Source organism: Archangium sp. (assembly GCF_036277355.1).
In the GTDB taxonomy this organism is placed as follows: domain Bacteria; phylum Myxococcota; class Myxococcia; order Myxococcales; family Myxococcaceae; genus Archangium.
On sequence record NZ_DASUNC010000046.1, the window covers coordinates 226,929 to 248,866 of the forward strand.

18 protein-coding genes are annotated in these 21,938 nt (G+C 69.8%); 10 read left to right on the forward strand and 8 right to left on the reverse strand.

Features of this window, described 5'->3' with window-relative positions; genetic code table 11:
• A complete protein-coding gene (locus VFZ09_RS12360; protein WP_329727731.1) occupies window positions 1–1,587 on the reverse strand; it encodes a helix-turn-helix domain-containing protein in 1,587 nt (528 codons plus the stop codon).
• A gap of 382 nt (window positions 1,588–1,969) precedes the next feature.
• On the opposite strand from VFZ09_RS12360, the gene VFZ09_RS12365 reads away from it, so the two are divergent.
• The 4 genes from VFZ09_RS12365 to VFZ09_RS12380 all read left to right on the forward strand — a co-directional run bounded on the left by VFZ09_RS12365 (window position 1,970) and on the right by VFZ09_RS12380 (window position 5,357).
• Window positions 1,970–3,400, forward strand: coding sequence for a hypothetical protein (locus VFZ09_RS12365; RefSeq protein WP_329727732.1), 1,431 nt, complete (start codon window positions 1,970–1,972; stop codon window positions 3,398–3,400).
• 76 nt (window positions 3,401–3,476) lie between these two features.
• Window positions 3,477–3,710: a hypothetical protein gene (locus tag VFZ09_RS12370; RefSeq protein WP_329727733.1), complete on the forward strand. Its 234-nt coding sequence runs from the start codon at window positions 3,477–3,479 to the stop codon at window positions 3,708–3,710.
• A 91-nt stretch (window positions 3,711–3,801) separates the two neighbouring features.
• A complete protein-coding gene (locus VFZ09_RS12375; RefSeq protein WP_329727734.1) occupies window positions 3,802–4,644 on the forward strand; it encodes a DUF692 domain-containing protein in 843 nt (280 codons plus the stop codon).
• Window positions 4,641–5,357: a DNA-binding domain-containing protein gene (locus tag VFZ09_RS12380; protein WP_329727735.1), complete on the forward strand. Its 717-nt coding sequence runs from the start codon at window positions 4,641–4,643 to the stop codon at window positions 5,355–5,357. Before VFZ09_RS12375 ends, VFZ09_RS12380 begins: the two co-directional genes overlap by 4 nt.
• Window positions 5,358–5,433: 76 nt before the next feature.
• On the opposite strand, the gene VFZ09_RS12385 is transcribed toward VFZ09_RS12380, so the two are convergent.
• The 5 genes from VFZ09_RS12385 to VFZ09_RS12405 form a co-directional block, all read right to left on the reverse strand.
• Complete coding sequence (locus VFZ09_RS12385) at window positions 5,434–7,806, reverse strand: hypothetical protein (RefSeq protein ID WP_329727736.1); 2,373 nt, start codon at window positions 7,804–7,806, stop codon at window positions 5,434–5,436.
• A 175-nt stretch (window positions 7,807–7,981) separates the two neighbouring features.
• Window positions 7,982–8,722, reverse strand: coding sequence for a carboxypeptidase regulatory-like domain-containing protein (locus VFZ09_RS12390; protein WP_329727737.1), 741 nt, complete (start codon window positions 8,720–8,722; stop codon window positions 7,982–7,984).
• Window positions 8,722–10,371, reverse strand: coding sequence for a caspase family protein (locus VFZ09_RS12395; protein ID WP_329727738.1), 1,650 nt, complete (start codon window positions 10,369–10,371; stop codon window positions 8,722–8,724). Before VFZ09_RS12395 ends, VFZ09_RS12390 begins: the two co-directional genes overlap by 1 nt.
• Entirely contained in the window at window positions 10,368–11,177 is an 810-nt protein-coding gene (locus VFZ09_RS12400) for a hypothetical protein (RefSeq protein WP_329727739.1), read from the reverse strand. Before VFZ09_RS12400 ends, VFZ09_RS12395 begins: the two co-directional genes overlap by 4 nt.
• A gap of 5 nt (window positions 11,178–11,182) precedes the next feature.
• A complete protein-coding gene (locus VFZ09_RS12405) occupies window positions 11,183–11,767 on the reverse strand; it encodes an RNA polymerase sigma factor (protein WP_414640695.1) in 585 nt (194 codons plus the stop codon).
• Window positions 11,768–11,892: 125 nt separating this feature from the next.
• On the opposite strand from VFZ09_RS12405, the gene serC reads away from it, so the two are divergent.
• The 3 genes from serC to VFZ09_RS12420 all read left to right on the forward strand — a co-directional run bounded on the left by serC (window position 11,893) and on the right by VFZ09_RS12420 (window position 15,762).
• Window positions 11,893–12,981 (forward strand): 3-phosphoserine/phosphohydroxythreonine transaminase, encoded by a 1,089-nt coding sequence (gene serC, locus VFZ09_RS12410; RefSeq protein ID WP_329727740.1) that lies wholly within the window; start codon window positions 11,893–11,895, stop codon window positions 12,979–12,981.
• A gap of 30 nt (window positions 12,982–13,011) precedes the next feature.
• A complete protein-coding gene (locus tag VFZ09_RS12415) occupies window positions 13,012–13,572 on the forward strand; it encodes a chalcone isomerase family protein (RefSeq protein ID WP_329727741.1) in 561 nt (186 codons plus the stop codon).
• A gap of 96 nt (window positions 13,573–13,668) precedes the next feature.
• On the forward strand, window positions 13,669–15,762 hold the full coding sequence (locus VFZ09_RS12420) for a M13 family metallopeptidase (RefSeq protein WP_329727742.1): 2,094 nt from the start codon (window positions 13,669–13,671) through the stop codon (window positions 15,760–15,762).
• A 3-nt stretch (window positions 15,763–15,765) separates the two neighbouring features.
• On the opposite strand, the gene VFZ09_RS12425 is transcribed toward VFZ09_RS12420, so the two are convergent.
• On the reverse strand, window positions 15,766–16,800 hold the full coding sequence (locus tag VFZ09_RS12425; RefSeq protein WP_329727743.1) for a PA0069 family radical SAM protein: 1,035 nt from the start codon (window positions 16,798–16,800) through the stop codon (window positions 15,766–15,768).
• A 97-nt stretch (window positions 16,801–16,897) separates the two neighbouring features.
• Window positions 16,898–17,953, reverse strand: coding sequence for a lysylphosphatidylglycerol synthase transmembrane domain-containing protein (locus tag VFZ09_RS12430; protein WP_329727744.1), 1,056 nt, complete (start codon window positions 17,951–17,953; stop codon window positions 16,898–16,900).
• Between the two features lie 110 nt (window positions 17,954–18,063).
• On the opposite strand from VFZ09_RS12430, the gene VFZ09_RS12435 reads away from it, so the two are divergent.
• The 3 genes from VFZ09_RS12435 (at window position 18,064) to VFZ09_RS12445 (ending at window position 21,850) form a co-directional block, all read left to right on the forward strand.
• Window positions 18,064–18,624 (forward strand): hypothetical protein, encoded by a 561-nt coding sequence (locus VFZ09_RS12435; protein ID WP_329727745.1) that lies wholly within the window; start codon window positions 18,064–18,066, stop codon window positions 18,622–18,624.
• A 15-nt stretch (window positions 18,625–18,639) separates the two neighbouring features.
• Window positions 18,640–19,962 (forward strand): hypothetical protein, encoded by a 1,323-nt coding sequence (locus VFZ09_RS12440; protein ID WP_329727746.1) that lies wholly within the window; start codon window positions 18,640–18,642, stop codon window positions 19,960–19,962.
• A gap of 145 nt (window positions 19,963–20,107) precedes the next feature.
• On the forward strand, window positions 20,108–21,850 hold the full coding sequence (locus tag VFZ09_RS12445; RefSeq protein WP_329727747.1) for a phospholipase D-like domain-containing protein: 1,743 nt from the start codon (window positions 20,108–20,110) through the stop codon (window positions 21,848–21,850).
• The last annotated feature ends 88 nt before the right edge of the window (window positions 21,851–21,938 follow it).

Below are 21,938 nucleotides of genomic sequence, written 5' to 3' on the forward strand. Positions count from 1 at the left end.
TCAGTGTTCCTCGCCCTTGTTGCGTCGGCGGGACTGCTTGTCCAGCGAATCCGCACGGCCCGGGTCCCCGTTTCCGTTGCGGTGCTCGCCATTGCCGCGCCCGGCCTCGTGCACCAGCAGGGGCGAGAAGAAGCAATCCTTCTTGGTGTATTCGTCGAAGGAGAAGGCGAAGCGGTAGCTGGCCGCCGCGCGCTGGTTGCAGTCGGTGCGCTCGCAGAAGCGGCAGGAGATGCCGCTGGGCACCGCGTCCTTGCGCAGATCCGTGGTGGGCAGCCCGTACGCCAGGTACTTGGCGTTCTCCGCGTGCGTCCCCAGGCCGATGGAGTAGGCCGTGCCGCGCACGATGGAGCCTTCAATGGGCTGCAGCTGCACCTTGGCGAAGCAGAAGTACGAGGTGCCGTCCGGCATCATCGAGTACTGCCGGGTGATTTGGGACGGGTTGAGGAAGGCCAGGTGCACGGCCCACTTGCCGCACGAGCCGCCGCCCGTGGCGAACTTGATGCCGGTGCCGCTGTAGCGCTTGGAGATGTTGCCGGCGATGTCCGAGCGCAGGAAGTGGAAGGGCAGGCCCTTGCGCTTGGGGTCCGACAGGTTGCACAGGCGGTGGGCCACCGTCTCGTACGTGGTGCCGAAGAGGTTGGAGAGCAGCTCCACGTCGTAGCGCGTGCGCTCCACCTCCTTGAAGAAGTCCCCGTACGGCAGCATCAGCGCCCCGGCGAAGTAGTTGGCCAGGTTCACCTTGATCAGCCGATGCGTCTCCGCGTGCCGCGTGCGCGAGGCCCCGACGATCCGCTCCACCAGCTTCTCCCGGTCCAGCACCATGAGGCCGAGGGAAGCGGCGAGCTGGAACTTGAGCGGCTGCTCCGTCAGGTCCGGCGAGAGGATGAGCTCCTGGGTCTCGGGATCGAACCGGCGCACCACCGAGGAGCCGCTGACCGCGGACTCGAAGCGCACCCGGTAGCCGAAGCGCTCCTCCAGCAGCGGCACCATCTGCTGGCTGGTGAGCAGGCGTCCCAGCTTGAAGTCGCGGCGCAGCGCCTCGGCCTGCTCCTCCAGCTCGGGGAAGTAGTTGTGGTGCGTCTGGAGGAAGTCGCTCACCTCGTCGAAGGGCGAGTAGTCGAAGCGCAGGCCCGCTCCGGACGAGCTGCCTGGCACCGCCTGTGTGCGCGCCTGCTCCTCGGCGTTGAGCTGCGCCAGCACGTTCTCCAGCTGCGTGCGCGTGTTCTTGTAGAGGTTGAAGAGCGCCGCCACCGTGCCCGCCAGCTTCGGCTCGGCCGACAGGCTCTGCAGCGACTCCGGATCGATGTCGAGGCTCTTGAGCAGCGGCTCGTCCAGCAGCTTCGCGAGCGCCTCGTCCACCCGGCCCTCGCCGAGCGTGGACATGAACTGCTCGGGGTCCTGATCGAAGTAGCGCAGGGCCTTCCACAGCAGCGGGAAGGGCATCACCCGCTTGCCCTTCTCGATGAGGTTCAGGTACGCCGGGGAGACCCCCAGGTCCTTGGCCGCGTCCGTCTGCTTGATGTTCCGCGCGAGCCTCAGACTGCGCAGCTTCAGGCCCACGTTCGCGTTGAGTGCGTTCTCGTTCATCTCTGCGCGTCCTGGAGGGGAGGTGTCACTCCCAGTACCCAATCCCTCCGACACGGCCACTGTGCGGAGGCTTTTACCAATTTGCAATCAACGTTTTCGAGGACGGGTCCCCGTGTTCTGGAGGGAACCCCGGAGAGGGCCCGTCCGCGTCCCCACGTGTTCAGTAGCGGGTAAGTTGTTGATTTTACAGCGCTTGATGTGTGAAGCCGCGCCTTGTACCACAGGACAACCCGCGGGCTGTCAAAATTTTACCCGTGACGTTTACCAACGCTGGGACGGTGCGCCGGCGGGGCGGAAGGTCGGGTGCGGGACAGGAAACCCGAGGCCTGCTCTCCCGCCGTGGTTGCATGGGAGCGTTCACCCGGAGTCAAAAGGGATCGAAATGCCTCCATCCAGGCCGGGTCTCTCCCTCATGGCGGTGGCCGCCCTGCTGGGGACGCTGAGCTCCTGTCTCCCCGTGCGCCCGCCGCCTTCCCACGAGGAGCCGGGACTCCTGCGCTACCACGTCACCTATGTCCGCGAGCCCCGGCACGCGCTGGAGGTGGATATCCTCCGGGTGGGGGAGGGGGCTCCGCGTGAGTTCCTCTTCTCCCAACCGGGCGGTGTCGAGCGGGTGAGCGTCTTCGGACGCGAGGGCTCGGAGCGTGAGCTGCCGGTGTCCGCCGAGGGCCACGTGCTCGTGCCTCCGGACACCCGCTCGTTGCGCTACCGCTACCCGCTGGACGCGCGCCCACGTGGACGGCACGCGGGCTTCTTCACCGGCCTGGGCGAGGGCGAGGCGTGGCAGGTCGCGGGCCGTGCCTGGCTGTTGCGCCCGCGCTCGGTGGGCCCGGAGCTGCGCGCGGAGCTCGTGGTGGAGGGCGTGGACGCGCTGCTGCCCTGGGAGCCGGATGCGCGCGGGGTCTATCAGCTGGGAGGCGATGAGCTGGTGAACTCGGGCTTCCACGCCTTCGGTGGGCGGCGGTGCACGGTGCGCCTGCCGGGCGGCATGCTGGAGGTGGCGCTGCTCGGACGCCCGGCCCACATGGACGACGCGGCGCTCTGTGCATGGCTGGAGCGGTCCGCCCGCGAGGTGCTGACGGTGCGGCGCTCCTTCCCGTACCCCCGCGTCACCGTGGGCCTCGTCACGGTGCCGGCTCGCGAGGACCCCGTTCCCTTCGGCATGGTGCTGTGGAGCACGCCGCCGAGCATCTCGCTGCGGGTGGGCCAGGACGCGGAGCCCGCCGCCTTCACGCGGGACTGGGTGGCCGTGCACGAGCTCCTCCACCTGGCGCACCCGCCCATCCTCCCGCGCGTCGCGTGGCTGTCCGAGGGGCTGGCCACCTACTACACGGAGCTGGCGCGGGCGCGCTCGGGCAGGCAGACGCCGGAGCGCGCGTGGACGGAGCTGCTGGCCGGCTTCGAACGGGCGCGCGCCGCCGTGGGCTCGCGGACCATGGAGGACGTCGTCACCCGGGGCGACTCCTATATGGGCACCTATTGGACGGGCGCGCTCGTCGCCCTGCACCTGGACGTGGAGCTGCGCCGCGTCACCGGCAACACGCGCTGTCTCGATGATGTGCTCGAGCGGCTCGCCGAGTCCGGCCCGGCTGCAACTTTCGACGCATTCGGCGCGGCGGTGGATGCCGTCGCCGGCCGGCCGCTCTTCCACGAGGTGCTGTCCCGCCACCTGCCCCGGTCCGCTTTGGCCGAGCTGGCGCCTCTGTTAGAAGCACTCGGTGTGGAGCCCGCGCCGGACGGAGTGAGGTTGGGAACCGCTCGTGACAGCACGCTTCGGGACGCCCTGATGGCCCGGCGTGGAGGAGAGCTGTAACCGCCCAATCCGTCGTGCGTATCACCCCGCGCGAGCTTCTCGCAGCCGTTCCATCCCCGCAGTGAAAGGACACACCATGAACATCAAGACCATGGCCGCCATCGTTGGAACCCTCTCCCTCGGCACGCTCGCCACGGGCTGTGCGACGTCCAAGGCGGCGGCCCCCGAGCAGACGGGCACCGCGGCCGCCAGCCAGGAGAAGGGCGGCGAGTCCCAGTGCAGCGGCCAGAAGGCCGCCACCACCGAGGAGAAGGGTGGCGAGCACAAGTGCGGCGCCAACGGCTGCGGCGCCGCCACCAAGCCGCAGTAACGAATAGCCCCGGAAGTCTCGGGGTTGTCTTCCGGGCGGCTGGGGCCTCTTCCCGCCGCCCGTGTCTTTTTCATGAGGAGCCGAGGTACCGGTGAGCTACGCGCGCAGACATGGACTGAAGCCGCTCGGGGCGGGCATCGGGTTGCGGCGCGAGTTCTACGCGCGCCTCCCGGAGACCTCCCGCGCCCTGGACTGGGTGGAGATCATCCCGGAGAACTTCCTCACCCTGGGAGGCCGTCCGCGGCGCGCGCTGGATGCGTGCGTGGAGCGCTGGCCGGTGCTGCCGCACGGGGTGGCGTTGAACATCGGCGGGCCGGAGCCGCTCGACGAGGACTACCTCTCGCGGCTGAAGGCGCTGGTGGAGCGGGTGGACGCGCCCTTCTTCTCGGACCACCTCTGCTACTCGCGGCTGCGCGGCGCGTACCTGCATGACCTGTTGCCGCTGCCCTTCTCGGAGGAGGCGGTGGAGCACGTGGTGCCGCGGGTGCGTGAGGTGCAGGCGCGGGTGGGGCGGCCCTTCCTGCTGGAGAACCCGAGCTACTACGCGCGCATGCCGGGGGGCACGTTGGACGAGGCGGCCTTCCTGCGGCACGTGGCCGAGGAGGCGGACTGCGGCCTGCTGCTGGACGTGAACAACGTGTACGTGAACGCGCGCAACCACGGGTATGACCCGAGGGCCTTCATGGACGCGCTGCCGCTGGAGCGGGTGGTGCAGATCCACCTGGCGGGCCACGAGCAGCAGCCGGACGTCCTCATCGACACGCACGGGGCGCTGGTCTGCGACGAGGTGTGGTCGCTGTACCGCTACGTGCTCGAGCGCACGGGCCCGGTGTCGACGCTGCTGGAGTGGGACCAGGACATCCCCTCGCTGGAGGCGGTGCTGGACGAGGCGGACCGGGCGCGCGCGGTGCTGGCTGAAGTGGAGGCGCGATGAAACCGGGGCTGCGTGGCTTCTTCGAGTCGATGGAGCACTACCTCGCCCGGCCGGACCCGGACGCGCTGGAGCGGCTGTACATGGCGCACCCGGGCTGGGACGCGCCGCGCTCGCGGGTGGCGCTCTACGGGCAGATGGTGCGCCACCACGTGACGTCCACGCTGGAGAAGCTCTACCCGCTGACGCGCGCGGGCATGGACGCGCCGCCGTGGGCGGAGCTGGTGCGCGCGTACGAGGCCTCGAGTCCCTCGCGCTCCTTCGAGATGAACCACCTGGGCGAGGGCTTCCCGGGCTTCCTCGCGGACGAGGCGGCACGGCGCGGGCTGCCGGACTTCCTGCCGGCGCTGGCGCGCTTCGAGTGGACGGACTTCGCGGTGTACACGGCCCTGGAGCCGGTGCCGGAGCGGGTGGAGCGGCTCACGGTGAACCCGACGCTCACGGTGTTGGAGCACCCCTTCCAGCTCTGCGCGTACGTGCGGCGGCAGGGGAGGGGACAGCCGGAGGCGGGGCAGGAGATGGCGCTGCTGTGGCGTCACCCGGAGCGGCTGGTGACGATGTTCCTGGCCGCGAACGACCGCTCGCTGCTGGCGGTGAAGATGGCGGTGGAGGGACTCACACCGTCCCAGGTGGCCGAGGCCACCGGCGTGGCCGAGGCCGACATCCGCGCCGCGGTGGAGTCGTGCGTGGCGGACGGCCTCGTCCTGTCGCCTTGAAGCCCCACCGGGCGGAGGGTTGCCGCCCGGCGGGTGGGGGCTCCGGCGGGCACGAGGGCCGCCGGAGCCGGTACCACTACCGGATGTCGGGCTGGCAGGTGCTGCGGCCGTTCGAGCCGGCCACGCACAGCAGACCGTCGCAGCACGCGGAGGCGCCGCCGCACGTCTGCCCGAAGCCGGAGCACGGCGGGGTGCAGGTGCAGCTGCCGCCCGCGCAGTCGGCGCCGGTGGTGTTGTCCAGGCAGCGCAGACCCTCGCAGCAGGGCGCCACGGTCGAGCACGCCTCGAAGGACAGCTTGCACACGGGGATCGCCTGGCACACGCAGGCCCCGTCCACGTCACAGGGGATGGGCGGATCCTGGTTCTGCTGCACGCACTGCAGGCCGTTGCAGCACGGGTTGGCGCTGCTGCACGACTCCAGGTCCGTCTTGCACCCGTTGCTCACCAGGTAGCTGGCCCACTGGGCGATGTGGTTGGACGTGTTGATGTCCTGGAAGGGCAGCGCGAAGGCCGCGTAGGACGGATCGCCGCCCGCGCCCACCTTGTCCGGATCCACCGCCGCCATCCACAGCAGGGTGCCCCAGGGGTTCTCGCCCGAGGCCGTGACGGGCTGGCGCAGGCCGTACTTGCGCGAGGAGGAGAACGTCACCCACATGAGCCGGCTGGTGTCGCCGTTGTTGCCGCGCGTCACGAAGGGGCTCCACTTCGGGTAGCTGTTGGTCAGGTTGGTCTGCGTCTTGTCCATCACGCCGCCCCTGTTGGCGTTGGCCAGCTCCACCGGCGTCGCGTTGGCCTCCAGCTTCGCGGCCCACAGCTTCGCGGACGGATCCGTGTCGCCGTTGCAGTCCGTGTGCTGCTCACCGGAGGGGCAGGTGGACTCGTTGAAGACGAGGAAGGACGAGTCGGGCGCGATGGCCGGGTAGTAGCGGTTGCGGCCGCCCAGGGACGACACCACCGTCACCGGATCGTTCCAGCCGCCGCCCGTCTTCGCCGTCACCATCTTGATGGCGCCCTTGAAGCTGCGCTGGTTCGTGCCGGCCAGGCCCATGGACATGTAGGCGATCTTCTGGCCGTCCGCGCTCCAGTCCGGGTGGTTGGCGGGGTTGGTCGAGGTGCCGGTCCCGGCGATCTCTCCCTCGGAGGCGGCGGTGTCGCCGTTGAAGAGCTTCAGCGTGTAGCGGGTGGAGCCACTGTCGGCGTAGGTGCCGACGAACTGGGTGCCATCCGGGTTCCACGACTCGAAGTTGCTCAGCTTCGCGCCACCCTGCGCCAGGTCCACCTTGTCCTTGGTGGCATCGAAGACGGACAGGTCGATCAGCGCGAGCCGGCCGTCGTTCTGGCCGTTGACCTCGGCCACCAGCTTCTTGCCGTTGCGGCTCAGCGCGTGGCAGCCCACGCAGCTGACGCTGGTGTTGATGTTGCTGGCCCGCAGCACGGCCGTGGCGGTGGAGGTGCCCGTGCCGGCGAAGTCATAGCGCATCACGCCGGTGCCGCCCGACGTCGTCCAGTAGTAGAGGGCGCCCTTGATCTCCGCGCGGGCGAACTGGATGGAGATGGGGTCGGAGACGCCCACCGTGCCCGTGCCCGTGTCGTCCGTGGCACGCACGATGAGCCGCACCGGCTGGCCACCGCGGTTGCTCTCGGCGAGGAACTTCCACACCTTGGCCTCCGGCGTGTAGATACAGCCGCGCTGGCCCGACGGCACCGCGCCCGTGGGCGGCGTGAAGCCGCTGGGCAGGTAGCAGCGCAGGTAGACGCGCACGTCGGTGATGGTGTTGGAGAACTGGAGCTCGAAGAGCGTGTTGGTGCTGGGACCCGACAGGAAGTGGATCTCCAGCTGCCCCAGGTTGGGCGGCACCATGACGCCATTGTTGGGGTAGACGAGCTGCGGCTTGCGCGCGGCATCCACCGTGCCGCCGAAGCGGCCGTCCGGGTTGGCGGGCAGCGGCGAGGTGCCGGTGGGGGCCGTGGTGTCCGGCACCTTCTGGTCCAGCTTCACCGTGATGTCGGTGGAGACGGACTTGGTGCCGATGCGGGCGCGCACGAAGCTGCTGCCGCCCACCTCGGTGCCCGAGTTGAAGGTGGACCCGAGGAAGCGTCCCAGCCGCGTGTCATCGATGCTGAAGGTGGCCTGGTTCGTCACGTCCTCCGTGTGCCCGTCGGAGAAGGTGGCCGAGACCGTGAACTTCTGCGAGACGCTGGTGCTGCCCGAGACGGTGATCAGCGGCTTGGCGGGGCTGATGGTCAGCGAGCCGATCGTGGGGCCGTCATCGCCTCCGCCGTCGGATCCGCCTCCGCCTCCGCCCCCATCCGGCCCGCCGCCATTGGGGCCGCCGTCCGTCGAGCTACCGCCGTCGGGACCACCACCCGGAGGGGGTTCACCACAGGAACAGCCAGACAGCGTCGTCGCTGCCACCAGGATGCCGATGAGCCAGGTTTTCTTCCACATGGCCGGCTAGCGTAACGCTGTTTCCGACGCATGGCGCGGGCTACGTGGACGGTGCCCTGGAGGGCATCCATCCTCAGCACAAGCTTGAAACGCGGCCGCAATGGGAAGGCGGCTGTCACCCGGTTTCCCATATTTTGAGAGCGATTGTGCCGCCCGCCACGCGATCAGCCGGACGTCACGGGGACGAAGGACGGCGCTCCGTGGTGTCGGGAGGCATCGGGGCCAGGCACCGCTCGTCCCGGCACGCGAGGCCTGGAGCGCATGGGTCGCTGGAGAGGCAGCCACGTGCGCAGCCGGGGGGGGCGCAGCCGCGGTGGACCAGGTCCACGTCGTCCTCCGTGCCGTCGTCCGCGCCGGGGAGCTGGATCCGCACTTCCTTGGACTCGCTCTCCTTCACGCATGCCTCGGTCTTCTTCACCGGGAAGCCGGTGGCGGAGGCCTCCACCGTGTAGCAGCCCTCGGGGAGGGGACCCACCTTCAGGCTGCCGTCCTTGGCGAGGGGCTGCCGCTGGAAGGGCGTGCCCGTCACGGACACCTGTCCCCCCTCCATCTCCTGGCGGGCGGGTCCGCGCACGAACAGCTCGAGGAAGCCGGCCGCGCGGGGCTCCACGTCCTCCAGGCGCGCCGAGCCGCCTCCGGGCACCACCACGGGCAGGCGCACCGCCTTGTCCGAGGAGGCCACGATGAAGAGCTCCACCGGGCCCGCCGGCACGTGCTCCAGCACGAAGGAGCCGTCCGGGGCCACGGTGCTCCGCACCTCCGGGTTGCCCACCAGCGACACCAGGGCCACCGACGGGTCGGCCTCGGTGAGCTGGCCGCGCACGGTGCCGGTCCGGAAGGGGGTGTTGTCGAACCCCCCGCATGCACTCGCGACGAGGGCGAGGGCCATCATGACGCTGTAGGTGCTCTGTCGCATCAGAAGCGGTATCCCACTCCGGCCCATCCGCCGGAGAAACCCACGGCCTGTCCCTGCCCATCCACCACCACGTACGTCACCATCAGCTGCGTCTGTGCGCTCAGCTCCAGCCGCTCGCCCAGCCGCCACACCACGCCACCCACCACCCCGGGGCTGACGGTGAAGTACTGCTGCCCACCGGTGAAGGCCTCCGTCTGGAAGGACCGCTGGAGGAACAAAGCGGCCACACGCGGGCCCGCATAAAGTGACAGCCGCTCCCACCGCCAAGTGTAGGGCACCGCGGCCCCCATCGACAGCGCGGTGTAGGTGAAGGGCACGGCGTTGCCGGGCGCCAGGTTCAGCTGCTGCCGGCCCCGGCCACCGCTCAGGTCGAAGACGAGGCTCAGGTCCGGCAGCGGGCGCTCCTCCAACCGCAACACCAGCGCCAGCTCCGGCGAGGCGGGCAGCAGCTCGTCGCGGCTGCGCGCGTCCACGAAGGAGAACATGCCGCCCATCAACGTCAGCGAGCGCCTCGGGAAGCGCTCCGACAACAGGCGCTCCAGCGGCAGCCGCTCGCCCGCGGAGACGTCCACCACCTCGCGCAGCAGGACGTCCTCCCCCTTGGTGAGCTCCACGGTGCGCCGGCCCGGCGGCACCGCGGCGCCCCCGGGCAGCTCCGTGCGCGTCTCGCCGTCCACCTTCAGCGTGAAGCCGTCCAGCCGGGGGTTGTACGAGAAGAGCTCCGGGCGGCCCGTCCGGTCGATGTGGCCGGAGAGCACCACCGGATCCGCTCCCACCTCGAGGATCTCCGCCGAGGGCCGCTGCCGCCCCTGGGTGAAGGCGTAGGTGGCGCGGCGCGCATGGTCATGCGCCTCGGTGGCGGTGACGGCGCCGTCCGAGTTGCGGTCCGCCGCGCCGTTGAGCCCGTCGATGAGGAAGTGGGTGTAGATGTCGTTCTGCAGCCCCTCGTCCTCGCGGGCCGTCTCGCCCCAGTCGCAGGCGGCGAACACCATGGAGGCCCGGCTCGACTCCTCGAGGGGGCGTGCGTAGAAGCCGTCCTTGATGCCGGCCAGCTCCGCCTCCAGCTCCTTGGGCAGCAGCGACTTGCCGCTGCCACTGTGGCAGGTGGCCAGCACCATGAGCCGGCGGCGCGAGGGCAGCTGATCGAACTCGGACTTCAGCTCGTCCATGGGCAGCGCCGTCTGCGGGATGGCCCGGAACGAGGCGTCCGTGGTGACCAGGTAGCGCTTGAGCTCGCCCCGGCCGTCGCGCGCCAGCGTGCCGTGCGCGGAGAAGTACACCACCACCACGTCATCCGGCCGGTGGGCCTCCTGCCGCAACTGGCGGAGCGCCGCGAGGATGGAGGCCCGCGTCGTCTCCTCGGGGCGCGACAGGACGCGCACCGAGTCGAAGTGGCCGCGCGTGGGGTCCCTCAGCGCCGCGGCCAGATCCTCCGCGTCCTTGGAGGCGTAGCGCAGATCCCTCCACTGCGCGTCCTGGAACTGCGACACGCCCACCAGCAGCGCCAGGCGCCGGGGGGCATAGGCCGTGGACAGCGCGCGCTCGTCCACCTTCACGGACACGAGCCCGCCCTTGCCGCCCTTCTCGAGCGAGCCCGGGCCCGCGCAGGCCGCCAGCACCGCCAACAACGTGAAGACGAGTCGCCTCACCGTGGGGTGGGATTCTGCCCTGTCTCGCCGCGAACGTGGAGGTCGAAGCGGGTGATGGCCAGCACCGAACGCTCCTCCATGTCGCCGCGGGTGAGTGCCTCGCGCACCTCCTCGGGAGGCGGCACCTGATTCGAGGGGAAGCCCACCAGCCACAAGGTGAGGGGGCCGGACTCGCCCTCCAGGCTGATGCCCACCAGGCCCTGGGGGCCTTCCAGCTCATGGGTGCCGGCGGAGAGGGGGAAGCGGCCGAGCAGCTCGGGCTCGGCGTCCGCGCGCTGCTGGAAGAGGAGGGCCTCGCCGGCCTCGGTGGCGTGGTAGCGCAGCACCAGCACGTCCTGGTCCGAGGCGCTGGTGCCTGGATCCATCCGGCGCAGGTGGCCATCCGGCTCGCGGGCCACCACGGAGGTCTCCAGCGAGAGGGTGCCCACGCCCTTCACCCCGTCCCAGGTGCGCTTCGCCCCGCCGGGCGGCTCCACCTGGGCGCGGGTGAGGACGACGAGCCCCGCGAGCCCCGCCGCCACCGCCAGGGCCGCCGCCACCCTGCTCCAGGGGCGGGCGGGGGCGCGCAGGCCGCGGCGGACGCGGGCGTACCCCACCTCGTCCAGCCGGGGCTCCTCCTGCCGGGCGGGCGCGAGGTGGAGCAACAGGGCGTCCACCTGCCCATCGAGCAGCCCGGGGCCGGGCGTCCTGGCCAGGAAGTCGATGCACGCCTCGCACGGGTGCGCCAGGTGCTCGCGGAAGTACGCCACCGCCTCCGGCTCACCGGTGCTCAGGGCCCGCAGGGCTTCGGTATCCAGGTGTCTCATGCGGCCTACTCCCACCGTCCGGCGAGCACGCGCCGGAGCAGCTCCTGCTTGATTCGGGCCCGGAAACGCTCCAGGCGCATCGTCACCGCGCTCTTGCCCACCCCGAGCTTCTCGGCGATCTCCCGGGCCGACAGCTCCCCCTCCACGTAGAAGAGGTGGACGGTCTTCTTCTCCTCGCCCTCGGGCAGCTCGGCGATGAGCTGGCGCACCACGGCCATGTCCCGCTCGAGCTGCAGGGCCTCGGGCACCACCGGGACGGTCTCCGGCTGGGGCTCGGAGAGCTCCTCGTCCATGCGGCGCGTCTGCCCCTTGCGCTCCAGGCGGGTGCGGGCCCGGTTGCGGGCGATGGACAGGAGCCACGCCTCGAAGGCCGCCGGCTCCTTGAGCCGGGGGAGCGCCTTGAAGGCACGCACGTAGGTCTCCTGAATCACGTCTTCCACCTCATCCGCGTCCAATGGAGCGAAACTGGCCGTCAGCCGGGCCACCAGGGGCCGGGTCCGCCGGTACAGCTCGCTGAAGGCAGGCGCCTCCCCTCGTGCGGCCCGCACCACCCACTCCGTCAGCTCCCGAGAGGAACCCACCCGGCTCATGGACCCTCCTGGTACCGCGGCGGCCACACGCCACCCGGTGGACGGACGCCTCGCTTCCCGCTTCCCCTGGGGGGCGCGTGGGGCAGAATGCCGGGGCGGTTGTTCACTTTCGTGAGGACACGACCATGCGCGTCATCAACTTCAACGCCGGCCCCGCCGGGCTGCCCCTGCCCGCCCTCGAGCGCGCGCGGGACGAGCTGCTCGATTTCCAGGGCTCCGGCATGTCGATCATGGAGCACAGCCACCGGGGCAAGGAGTACGAGTCCGTCCACGACGAGGCCATCTCCCTGCTCACCGGGCTGCTGGGCATCCCGGACACCCACCAGGTGCTCTTCCTCACGGGTGGGGCGTCGCAGCAGTTCGCCCAGGTGCCCATGAACTTCCTGCCTCCGGGCGCCAGCGCGGACTACCTCATGACGGGGGTGTGGAGCGAGAAGGCCTACGAGGAGGCGAAGCTGGTGGGCCAGGCGCGCATCGCCGCCACCACGGTGCTGCCGGACAAGCGCTACGTGCGGGTGCCCCGGCAGGACGAGCTGCAGCTGGACCCCCAGGCGGCCTACGTCCACCTGACGAGCAACAACACCATCTACGGCACCCAGTGGCACCACTGGCCCGAGGTGGGCCACGTCCCGCTGGTGGCGGACATGAGCTCGGACTTCATGTGGAAGCCCATGGACGTGAGGCGCTTCGCCTTCATCTACGCGGGAGCGCAGAAGAACCTGGGCCCCTCGGGCGTGCTGATCGCCGTGGCCCGCAAGGACTTCATCGCCCGCGGCCGCAAGGACATCCCGAAGATCTTCCGCTACTCGACGCACGCGGAAAACAACTCGCTCTACAACACGCCGCCGACCTTGGCCATCTACCTGTGCCGCAACGTCCTGGCCTGGGTGAAGCAGGTGGGAGGCCTGGCTCAGTTGGAGAAGTGGAACCGGGAGAAGGGCGAGCTGCTCTATGGGGCGCTCGACAAGCACGCGGGCTTCTACCATGCGCCGGTGGAGCGTGAATCGCGCTCGTACATGAACGTCGTCTTCAAGCTGCCCACGCAGGAGCTGGACGACACATTCGTGGCCGAGGCCAGGAAGGCGGGGATGGTGGGCCTCAAGGGGCACCGCCAGGCGGGAGGCATCCGGGTGTCCACCTACAACGCGGTGACGGTGGACAACGTCCGGGCGCTGGTCTCATTCATGGAGGAGTTCGTCCGGAAGAACGGGTAGCGTGTGCCCCTCCACCCTTCAGGAGGGGTCATGAAGAACGCCACGCTGTTCGCCGCTGTGATGGCCGTTGTGCTCGCGCTGCCCGCCGCCGCCAAGGAGGTCGCGGGCGTGCGGTTTCCCGACACGCTCCAGGCCGAGGGCAAGGAGCTGAAGCTCAATGGCGCGGGCCTGCGCAAGAAGCTCGTCTTCAAGGTGTACGCGGCGGGCCTGTACGTGGAGAGCCCGTCGCAAAGCGCCCAGCAGCTCATCGAGACGGACCAGGTGAAGCGGGTGCGCATGTCGATGCTGCGCGACCTGGACAAGAAGGCGATCACCGAGGCGATCGTCGACGGCTTCAAGAAGAACGCGAAGGACCAGCTGCCGGCGCTGCAGCAGCGGCTGGACACGTTCACCTCGGCCATCCCGGACCTGAAGAAGGGGGATGAGCTGCTGCTGACGTACGTGCCGGGCAAGGGCACGACGATCGAGAGCAAGGCGGGGCAGAAGATCTCCGTGGAGGGCAAGGACTTCTCGGACGCGCTCTTCTCGGTGTGGCTGGGGAAGAGCCCGGTGGACGAGAGCCTCCGGGACGGAATGCTGGGCAAGGAGTAGTCACCAGCGGAATGTCCGCCTCATCCAGACGTTGCAGCGGGCCGCGCGCCGGGTAGGGTGCGGCCCGCTTCGACTCCCCACATGGAGAAACACTGGATGAGAAAGGCATTGCTCGCCGCTTGTTGCCTCGTGGTGTCCGCCTGCAAGACGGCGGAGCCCGCGCCCACGCCTCCGGCCCCGCCGCCCCCCCAGGAGCAGCCGGCGCCCGAGCCGAAGCCGCTGCCGCCCGGACTGGACGCTGCGGCGATCAACGCGCAGGCGAACCCGTGCGAGGACTTCTACGAGTACGCGTGCGGCAACTGGGTGAAGAACACGGAGATCCCCGCGGATCGCCCGCGCTGGTCGCGCGGCTTCGACTCGATCGCCGCGCGCAACGAGGAGGTGCTCCGGGAGATCCTCGAGGCCGCGTCCACGGGCAAGGCCCCCGAGGGGACGCCGTACCCGCAGAAGCTGGGTGACTACTACGGCGCCTGCATGGACGAGGCGCAGCTGGAGGCCTCGCTGCCCGCGCTGAAGGCGGAGCTGGCGAAGCTGACGGCGGTGAAGAGCGCGAAGGACCTGGCCCAGGTGGTGGGCACGATGCATGCGCGCGGCGTGTTCCCGCTCTTCAACCTGAGCTCCAACAACGACCTGAAGGACGCCAGCCAGGTGATCGGCGAGGTGGACCAGGGCGGACTGGGGCTGCCGGACCGGGACTACTACCTGAAGGATGACGAGAAATCGAAGGCGCTGCGCACGGCGTACGCGGAGCACCTGAAGAACCTCTTCGTGCTGCTGGGCGAGACGCCGGAGCAGGCGGCGAAGAGCGCGGCGTCGGTGCTGGAGACGGAGACGGCGCTGGCGAAGGTGTCGCTGACGCGCGTGGAGCGCCGCGAGCCGAAGAGCCTCTACCACCGGTTGGAGCGCAAGGGCCTGAAGGCGGAGGCGCCGGCCTTCCCGTGGGACGTGTACTTCACGGCCGCGGGCGCGAAGGACGTGCAGGCGCTCAACGTCACGCACCCGCCCTTCTTCAAGGAGGTGGAGCGGCTGGTGAAGACGGCGAAGCCGGAGACGTGGAAGGCGTACCTGACGTCGCAATACGTGATGAGCGTCATTCCGGCGCTGCCCAAGGCCTTCCAGGAGGAGCGCTTCCGCTTCACCTCGCAGAACCTGACGGGCGCGAAGGCGGACGTGCCGCGCTGGAAGAAGTGCGTGCGCTACACCAACGGTGCGCTGGGCGAGGCGCTGGCGCAGCCCTTCATCGCGAAGACGTTCGGCGCGGATGGCAAGACGACCACGCAGCAGATGGTGATGGAGGTCGAGAAGTCCTTCGAGCGCAACCTGGACACGCTGGCGTGGATGGACGCGCCCACGCGCGAGCAGGCGCTGGTGAAGGTGCGGAAGATCGCCAACAAGATTGGCTACCCGGACAAGTGGCGCAACTACGACGCGCTGAAGGTGGAGCGCGGCTCGTTCCTGGGCGCGTGGGTGAACGCGGAGGCGTTCGAGCAGGCGCGGCAGCTGGCGAAGATCGGCAAGCCGGTGGACAAGGACGAGTGGCTGACGCCGCCGTCCATCGTGAACGCCTTCTACAACCCGGCCCTCAACGAGATCATCTTCCCGGCGGGCATCCTGCAGCCTCCGTTCTTCAACCGCGAGGCGACGGCGCCAGTGAACTTCGGGGCCATGGGCATGGTGGTGGGGCATGAAATCACCCACGGCTTCGACGACGAGGGCCGCCAGTACGACGCCGTGGGCAACCTGCGCGACTGGTGGACGCCGGAGTCGGACAAGGCGTTCCGCGAGCGCGTGGCGTGCGTGAAGGAGCAGTACGACGGGTACACGGCCATCGACGAGCTGAAGGTGAACGGAGCGCTGACGCTCGGGGAGAACGTGGCGGACCTGGGCGGCCTGAAGCTGGCGCACGCGGCCATGGAGGCGTGGCTGGCGAGGGACCCCGAGGCGGCGAAGCAGGTGAATGGCTACCGCTTCACGCCGAGCCAGCAGTTCTTCCTGGGCTACGCGCAGTCGTGGTGCTCGAAGTACCGGGATCCCTTCGCGCGGCAGATGGCGATGGTGGATTCGCACTCGCCGCCGCACTGGCGGGTGAACGGGCCGCTGGGGAACCTGAAGGAGTTCCAGAAGGCCTTCCAGTGCCAGGAGGGCGCGAAGCTGGTGCGCCCGGCCGCGCGGCGCTGCGAGGTCTGGTAGCGCTCAGAAGAAGCTGAGCTGCGTGCCCGGCTTCATGGGGCGGCGGAAGGTGCTCTCCTTCTCCGCCCCCTCCCAGGGCCACTCGCTGTTGAGCCCCAGGCGGCGCGCGGTGGTGTTGAAGAGCTTGTGGATCGTGTCCGCGTAGAGGCCCTCGCCCCGCATGCGGACACTGAAGCGCGCGTCGTTGAGCGCTCCCCCGCGCGTCTCGCGGATGCGGTGCAGCACCCGCTCGGCCCGCAGGGGGAGCTTCTCGCGCAGGCGCTCCTCGAAGACGGCCTGCACGGGGCCCGGCAGCCGCAGCAGCGTGTAGAAGGCACGGGTGGCGCCGGCCTCGCGCGCCGCGGTGAGCACGCGCACCATGTCCTCGTCGTTGAGCCCGGGGATGACGGGCGCCACCGCCACGCCCACGGGGATGCCCGCCGCGGCCAGCCGCTCCATCGTCTGCAGCCGCCGCCGGGGCGTGGCCACGTACGGCTCCATGGCGCGCGCCACCTGCTCGTCGTGGAAGGGCAGGGTGATGCACACCGACACCCGGGCCTCCTGCGCCAGCGTCTTCAGCACGTCCAGGTCCCGCTCGATGAGCGGCCCCTTGGTGATGATGCCCACCGGGTTGCGGTACTCGGCGCAGACCTCCAGGCAGGCGCGGGTGAGCCGCAGCGAGGCCTCGAGGGGCTGGTAGCAGTCGGTGACGCCGCTGAAGGCGATGGCCTCTCCCTTCCAGCTCTTGCGCTCGAAGGCGGCGCGCAGCAACTCCGCGGCCTGGGGCTTCACCACCAGCTTCGTCTCGAAGTCCGTGCCGGCGCCGAAGCCGAGGTACTCGTGGTAGGGCCGCGCGTAGCAGTACGCGCAGGCGTGGAGGCAGCCCCGGTAGGGATTGACGCTCCAGGTGAAGCCGACGTCCGGGCTGTCGTTGCGCCCGAGCACCTCGCGGCTGTGGTCCTCGAGCACCTCCAGCTTCGCGGGAGGAATCTCGTCCAGGTACTCCACCGCGGTGGTGTCCCAGGGGTTGATCGGATTGGAGATGGGACGGGGCTTCACACTCCCAGGGTGAATCTGAAAGGACGTTCAGTCAAGAGGTTGATTGGGGAGGGGCTTCCCAACGTGGCCGGTCAGGCCGGCGAGCGGACGAGCCTGCTCACCGGGGAGGAGCGGCAGGTCGATGGTCATCCTGGCGCTCGTTGCCGGGAAGGCTCCAGCGCAGCAGATAGAAGCCGGGCAACAACGGCAGCCACAAGGTGAACCCCCGGAACAGCAGGGTGGCCGTCAGCGCGGCCTCCACCGGCAACCCGAGGAAGGAGAGCATGGCCACCGAGGCCGCCTCGAAGGTGCCCACGCCTCCGGGGAGGAAGGACACCGTCTGCGCCACGGAGGCCATCATGAAGCTCGCGAACACGGTGCCGAGCGACGTGGACTCACCCAGCGCCCGCACCAGGACGCCCAGCGTGGCGGCATCGAGGACGAAGACGGCCACCTGGAGCAAGGTGCCCTGCGCGAGCAGCGGAGGGTCACGGAGCAGCCTGGGGGGCACGCCGGCCACCGCGCGCAACAGGGCCGGGAGCCCGGGCACCCTCCGCAACCAGGGTCCCGGCCGCCAGTCCTCGCGCCCGGCGAGCAGCAGGATGATGGCGGGTACGGCGACAGCCACCCCGGAGAAGGCCGTGGCCATCCATCGCACCAGCGCATCCAACTCCTCGTGGGACCAGAGGTAGACGAGGCTCCAGCCCACCGAGAGGGCCTGGGCCGCGTAGAAGCACAGGAGGGTCATGAGGATGGCCGCCGCCGCCGCTCCCGGCGCGGCTCCCACCTTGCGAAGGCCTCGTGCCACCATCATCGAACCGCCAATGCCCGCCGTGGGGATGAGCTGGTCGAAGGTGAGCTTCATCAGCGACAGCCGGGCCAGCCCCCACACCGGGGCTCGCACGCCCGTGTGCCTCAGCACGCGCTGCCATTGGACGCCGTCGCACAGGTAGGTGGCCAACTGGAGCAGCACCGCCACCAGCAGCCATCCCGGCCGCGCCTGGCGCAACAGGTGGAGGAACCGCTCCTCCTCGGCATGGCGAGCGAGCACGAAGGCGACCAGGGCCATCAACAGGACGATCCCGGGCACCCACCACCAGCGCCCCCGCCGCATGGGAAGCGGGCCGTCCAGCAAGCCCCCTCCGCCCGGTGTCTCGGCTGTCGGGCTCGGCATCTGTTCCCCCTGGACCACGCGGGGTGTGGCCCGCGTGCGCACTTCCCACTCATGGAGGATGGGCTCGCACGGCGCGAGGTGCAGGCCCACGGGAAAGGCAGGGGTGGCACATGCTCTTCTTCCTCATCGTGATGTGCGTGGGGCTCGTGGGCCTGAGTGCCATGGCGATTCCCGGGGTCTTCCACCACGGGCATCTGGGACACGGGAGCGGGCATGTAACGCACGCACCCGGGCACGTGGCGCACGCGGGCCACGGCTTCATGCACTTCCTGCCCGAGCCCCGCCTCCTCTTCAGCCTGCTCGCGCTCTACGGCGCCTTCGGGAACGTGCTGGCGCTCACCCTCTCGTCCCTCTGGCTCGTGGCCCTGCTGGCGCTCCTCCCGGCGCTCCTGGTGGAGCGGTTCGTGCTCGCGCCTCTCTGGAAGCTGGCGTTCCAGTTCCAGGGGCGGCCCAGCTCGCCGCTCCCGGCGCTCCTCATGGAGGACGCGCGCGCGGTCACTCCCTTCCGCAACGGCAAGGGGCTGGTGCGGGTCATCCGCGATGGACGGAGCGTCCAGCTCAGCGCCCGGCTCGTCGAGGGCCAGTCGATGCTGCCAGTCCAGGTGGGGGACAAGCTCCGCATCGAGGAGATCGATCCCGAGAACGAGCGCGTCACCGTCTCATTATTTTGAGGGAAGGAGACTTCCGTGAACCCACTGCTCATCGCGGCCGCCGTCACCCTGCTGGTCATCCTCCTCACGCCCATGGTCGTCAGCGCATTCCTCCGGGACGTGGAGGCCGGGGAGATCCGCCTGGTGAGCTGGCTCAATGGCAACCTCCGCATCTACCGGGGGCCTTGCAAGGCGGTGGTGATTCCCATTCTCACCGTGAGCCGGACCGTTCCCGCCTCCGCCATCAACGTGGACATCGAGATCACCGACCAGACCGCGGACATGGATGCGAGCGGAGCGCCCGCGCCCGTGAAGGTCACCGTCAAGGCCTCCGCCATCGTGAGCGTCGGAGAGGAGGACGCGATGGTGAACACCTCCGCGAACAAGTTCTTCTCCAAATCCCCGGACGAGCAGCTCTCGACACTGACCGACGTGCTGTCCTCGGCGGGACGGCGGGCCATCAACCTGCTCAAGCATGATCAGCTCTTCAACTCCCGCACCGCCGCGCCGGCGGCCTCGGCTCCGCTCAAGGACAAGGAGGCGCTGGTGGCGCACGGCGAGGATGACGAGCTGGCGGTCATCATCAAGGAGGCCTGCTCCCGCGAGCTGTTGGACCTCGGGTTGTCCTTCAACAGCCTCAACATCAAGGCCGTGCTGAGCGAGGTGGCCGAGGCCCGGCGGCGCGAATCCGCGGCACGCGCCAAGGCCAGCGCGGACGTGGTGCAGGCGAGGGAGGAGCAGCGCGCGAAGATCGCCCAGCTCGAGGCCGCGCAGAAGGTCAACGACCAGGAGCGCGCCTTGAAGATGCAGATCGCCGCCAACGGGGCGGCCATCGCACGTGCCGAGGCCGAGCGCCAGGCCGTCATCCGCGAGCTGCGTCAGGCCGAGCTCGGTGCCTCGCAGATCACCCAGGCCCAGGCGGACGCGGATCAGAACGTCATCGCCCTGGAGGCGGAGGGGCGGGCCCAGGCGGCGCGCATCCGGCTGGTCGCCGAGGCCGAGGCGGATGCCATCCGCAAGAAGGCGCAGGCGCTGCTGGAGACGGGGCAGGTGTACCTCGAGCTGCGCCGCCTGGAGCTGGCTCCGGAGCTGACCCGCGCGGTGGCCGGGGCGCTCGCCAACAGCCAGTTCGTCAACTTCGGCGCCGCGGGCTCGAATGGTGGCCAGAGCGCCGTGACGGCCGGCTCGGACGACATCCTCCGGGTGGTGCAGACGCTGATGGCCGCCCAGGTCATCACCCATGCACCGTCCACGGGAACCGCACCGCCCACGGGGGATGGGGCCTCGCCCCCACGGAGCGCCCAGGGCGCCGGGAGCGCGGAGGGGCTGACGCCGTGGAACGCGTCCGGCCCCCACTAGTCGGCGCGGGCGCCCCCGCCCACGGAGAGCCGCCCACGGAGAGCCCTCCGGGCCGCGTCCTCCTCGTCCTCAGGGGCCGGGCCCGGCCTCCCCGCCCGGTCACATCCGCGCCCCGGACGCACCCTCTCCTCGAGGGAGGTGCAACATGAGGGTGAGCAAGAGCAGTGGAGGCCTGACGGTTCGCGCCATCGCCGGCACGCACAACATCCTCCTGGGAATCGATCTGGAGGAGGCTAAGCGCGAGGGCTGCCTCGGGTTCTCCATCCAAAGGGCCCGGCTGGATCCGGAGCAGAAGACTCCGGTGGCCTGGAGGTGGCTGCCCAACCGGCTCCGGTTCCCGAAGGATGTCAGCACCGGTCCCATCACCACCGAGCATTCCCCCGTGCAGAAATTCCGCTGGGGGGACTACACCGTCGAGCCGGGGACGGAATACCGCTACCGGGTGATCGCGCGCTATGGGCGCTGGGACACGCTGACCCCTGGCGCCACGGTGGAGCTCGACCTGAAGACGGAGTCGCCCACCGCGAGGAGCACGGCCGTCTTCTTCAATCGGGGCGCGGCGGCCAGCCAGGCCTATAACGACATGTTCGGAGCCCAGGACCCCGACGAGCTGGAGCCCCAGGCGAGGCAGAAGGCGCTGAAGTGGTTGTCACGGGGCCTCGAGGAAGCGCTGCTGGCGTTCCTGGCGCAGGCCGAGGGTGAGGGCTACGCCCTCCATGCCGCCATCTACGAGTTCCAGAAGCCGGAGTTGTTGGAGGGGCTGGTGGACGCGGCGAAGCGCGGCGCCGAGGTGAAGGCCGTGTACCACCACCGCCAGGCCGGCGAGAAGGACACCACCTGGCAGAAGAACGACAAGGCGATCGCCGCGAGCAGGCTCGTCCAGAGCGGGGTTCAGCTCCACCAGCGCAAGGCGGCTCCGCAGAGCGCCATCAGCCACAACAAGTTCGTGGTCCTGCTCCAGGACGGCGAGCCGCGAGCCGTGTGGACCGGCTCCACCAACTGGACGGAGGGCGCCATCTACGGGCAGCTCAACGTGGGGCACGCCGTGTACGACGAGGCGGTCGCGGGCGCCTACGAGCGGTACTTCCAGTTGCTCTTCTCGGATAGCGGGAGCGGCCCGCTCAAGACCGCCACCCGCGAGCTTTCTTCCGTCCTGGACGAGGAGGAGCTCCCCCCGGGCCCCGGCATCTGGCCCATCCTCTCGCCCCAGTCCAACGACGACATGCTCAAGCTGTACGCTTCCCTGTGCGAGCGGGCCCACCACCTGATGGTGTGCGCTCCCTTCGCGCTCGCCCCGGCGCTGTTGGATGTCCTGTCCAGCGAACCCGTGCGGCCAGGGACCCTGAGGTACCTCCTGGTGGACAAGGAGGGCAGCCTGGGGAAGCCCGAGCAGGTGCAACTCATCGAAGGGGACCCCTCCAACGAGCTGGGCGTGGCCACCACCCTCCACACCCCGCTTCACGACTTCCAGCGGCGGCTCCTCATGACGCCGGAGAGCTTCCACCATGACGGCATCCACATCCACTCGAAGATCATCGCCGTGGATCCGCTCGGGGACGATCCGATCCTCATCACCGGCTCGGCCAACTACTCGAACAACTCCACCCGGAACAACGACGAGAACAGCCTGGTGATTCGCGGGGACCTGGCGGTCGCGGACATCTACGCCACGGAGTTCATGCGGATGTTCGAGCACTACCACTTCCGCGGCGCCGTCTCGAAGGAGAACGAGAAGCGCACCCGGAGCGGAAGGGCCGCCGTGGACGCGCCCCTCTCGTTGAGGGAGGACGACTCCTGGTCCGAGCGCCACTACGTCGAGGGGAGCAGCGATGCGCTCGCCCGCCAGCTCTTCGCTGGCACGGGGGCGCAACCCCCCGAGCACGGGTGACGGCGGCGCCCTGGCTGGCCGCATCGAGGGGCGCGCTACCAGGAGGGCTCGATGGAGTGGGGGGTTGCCACCGTGGACGGCCAGGTGA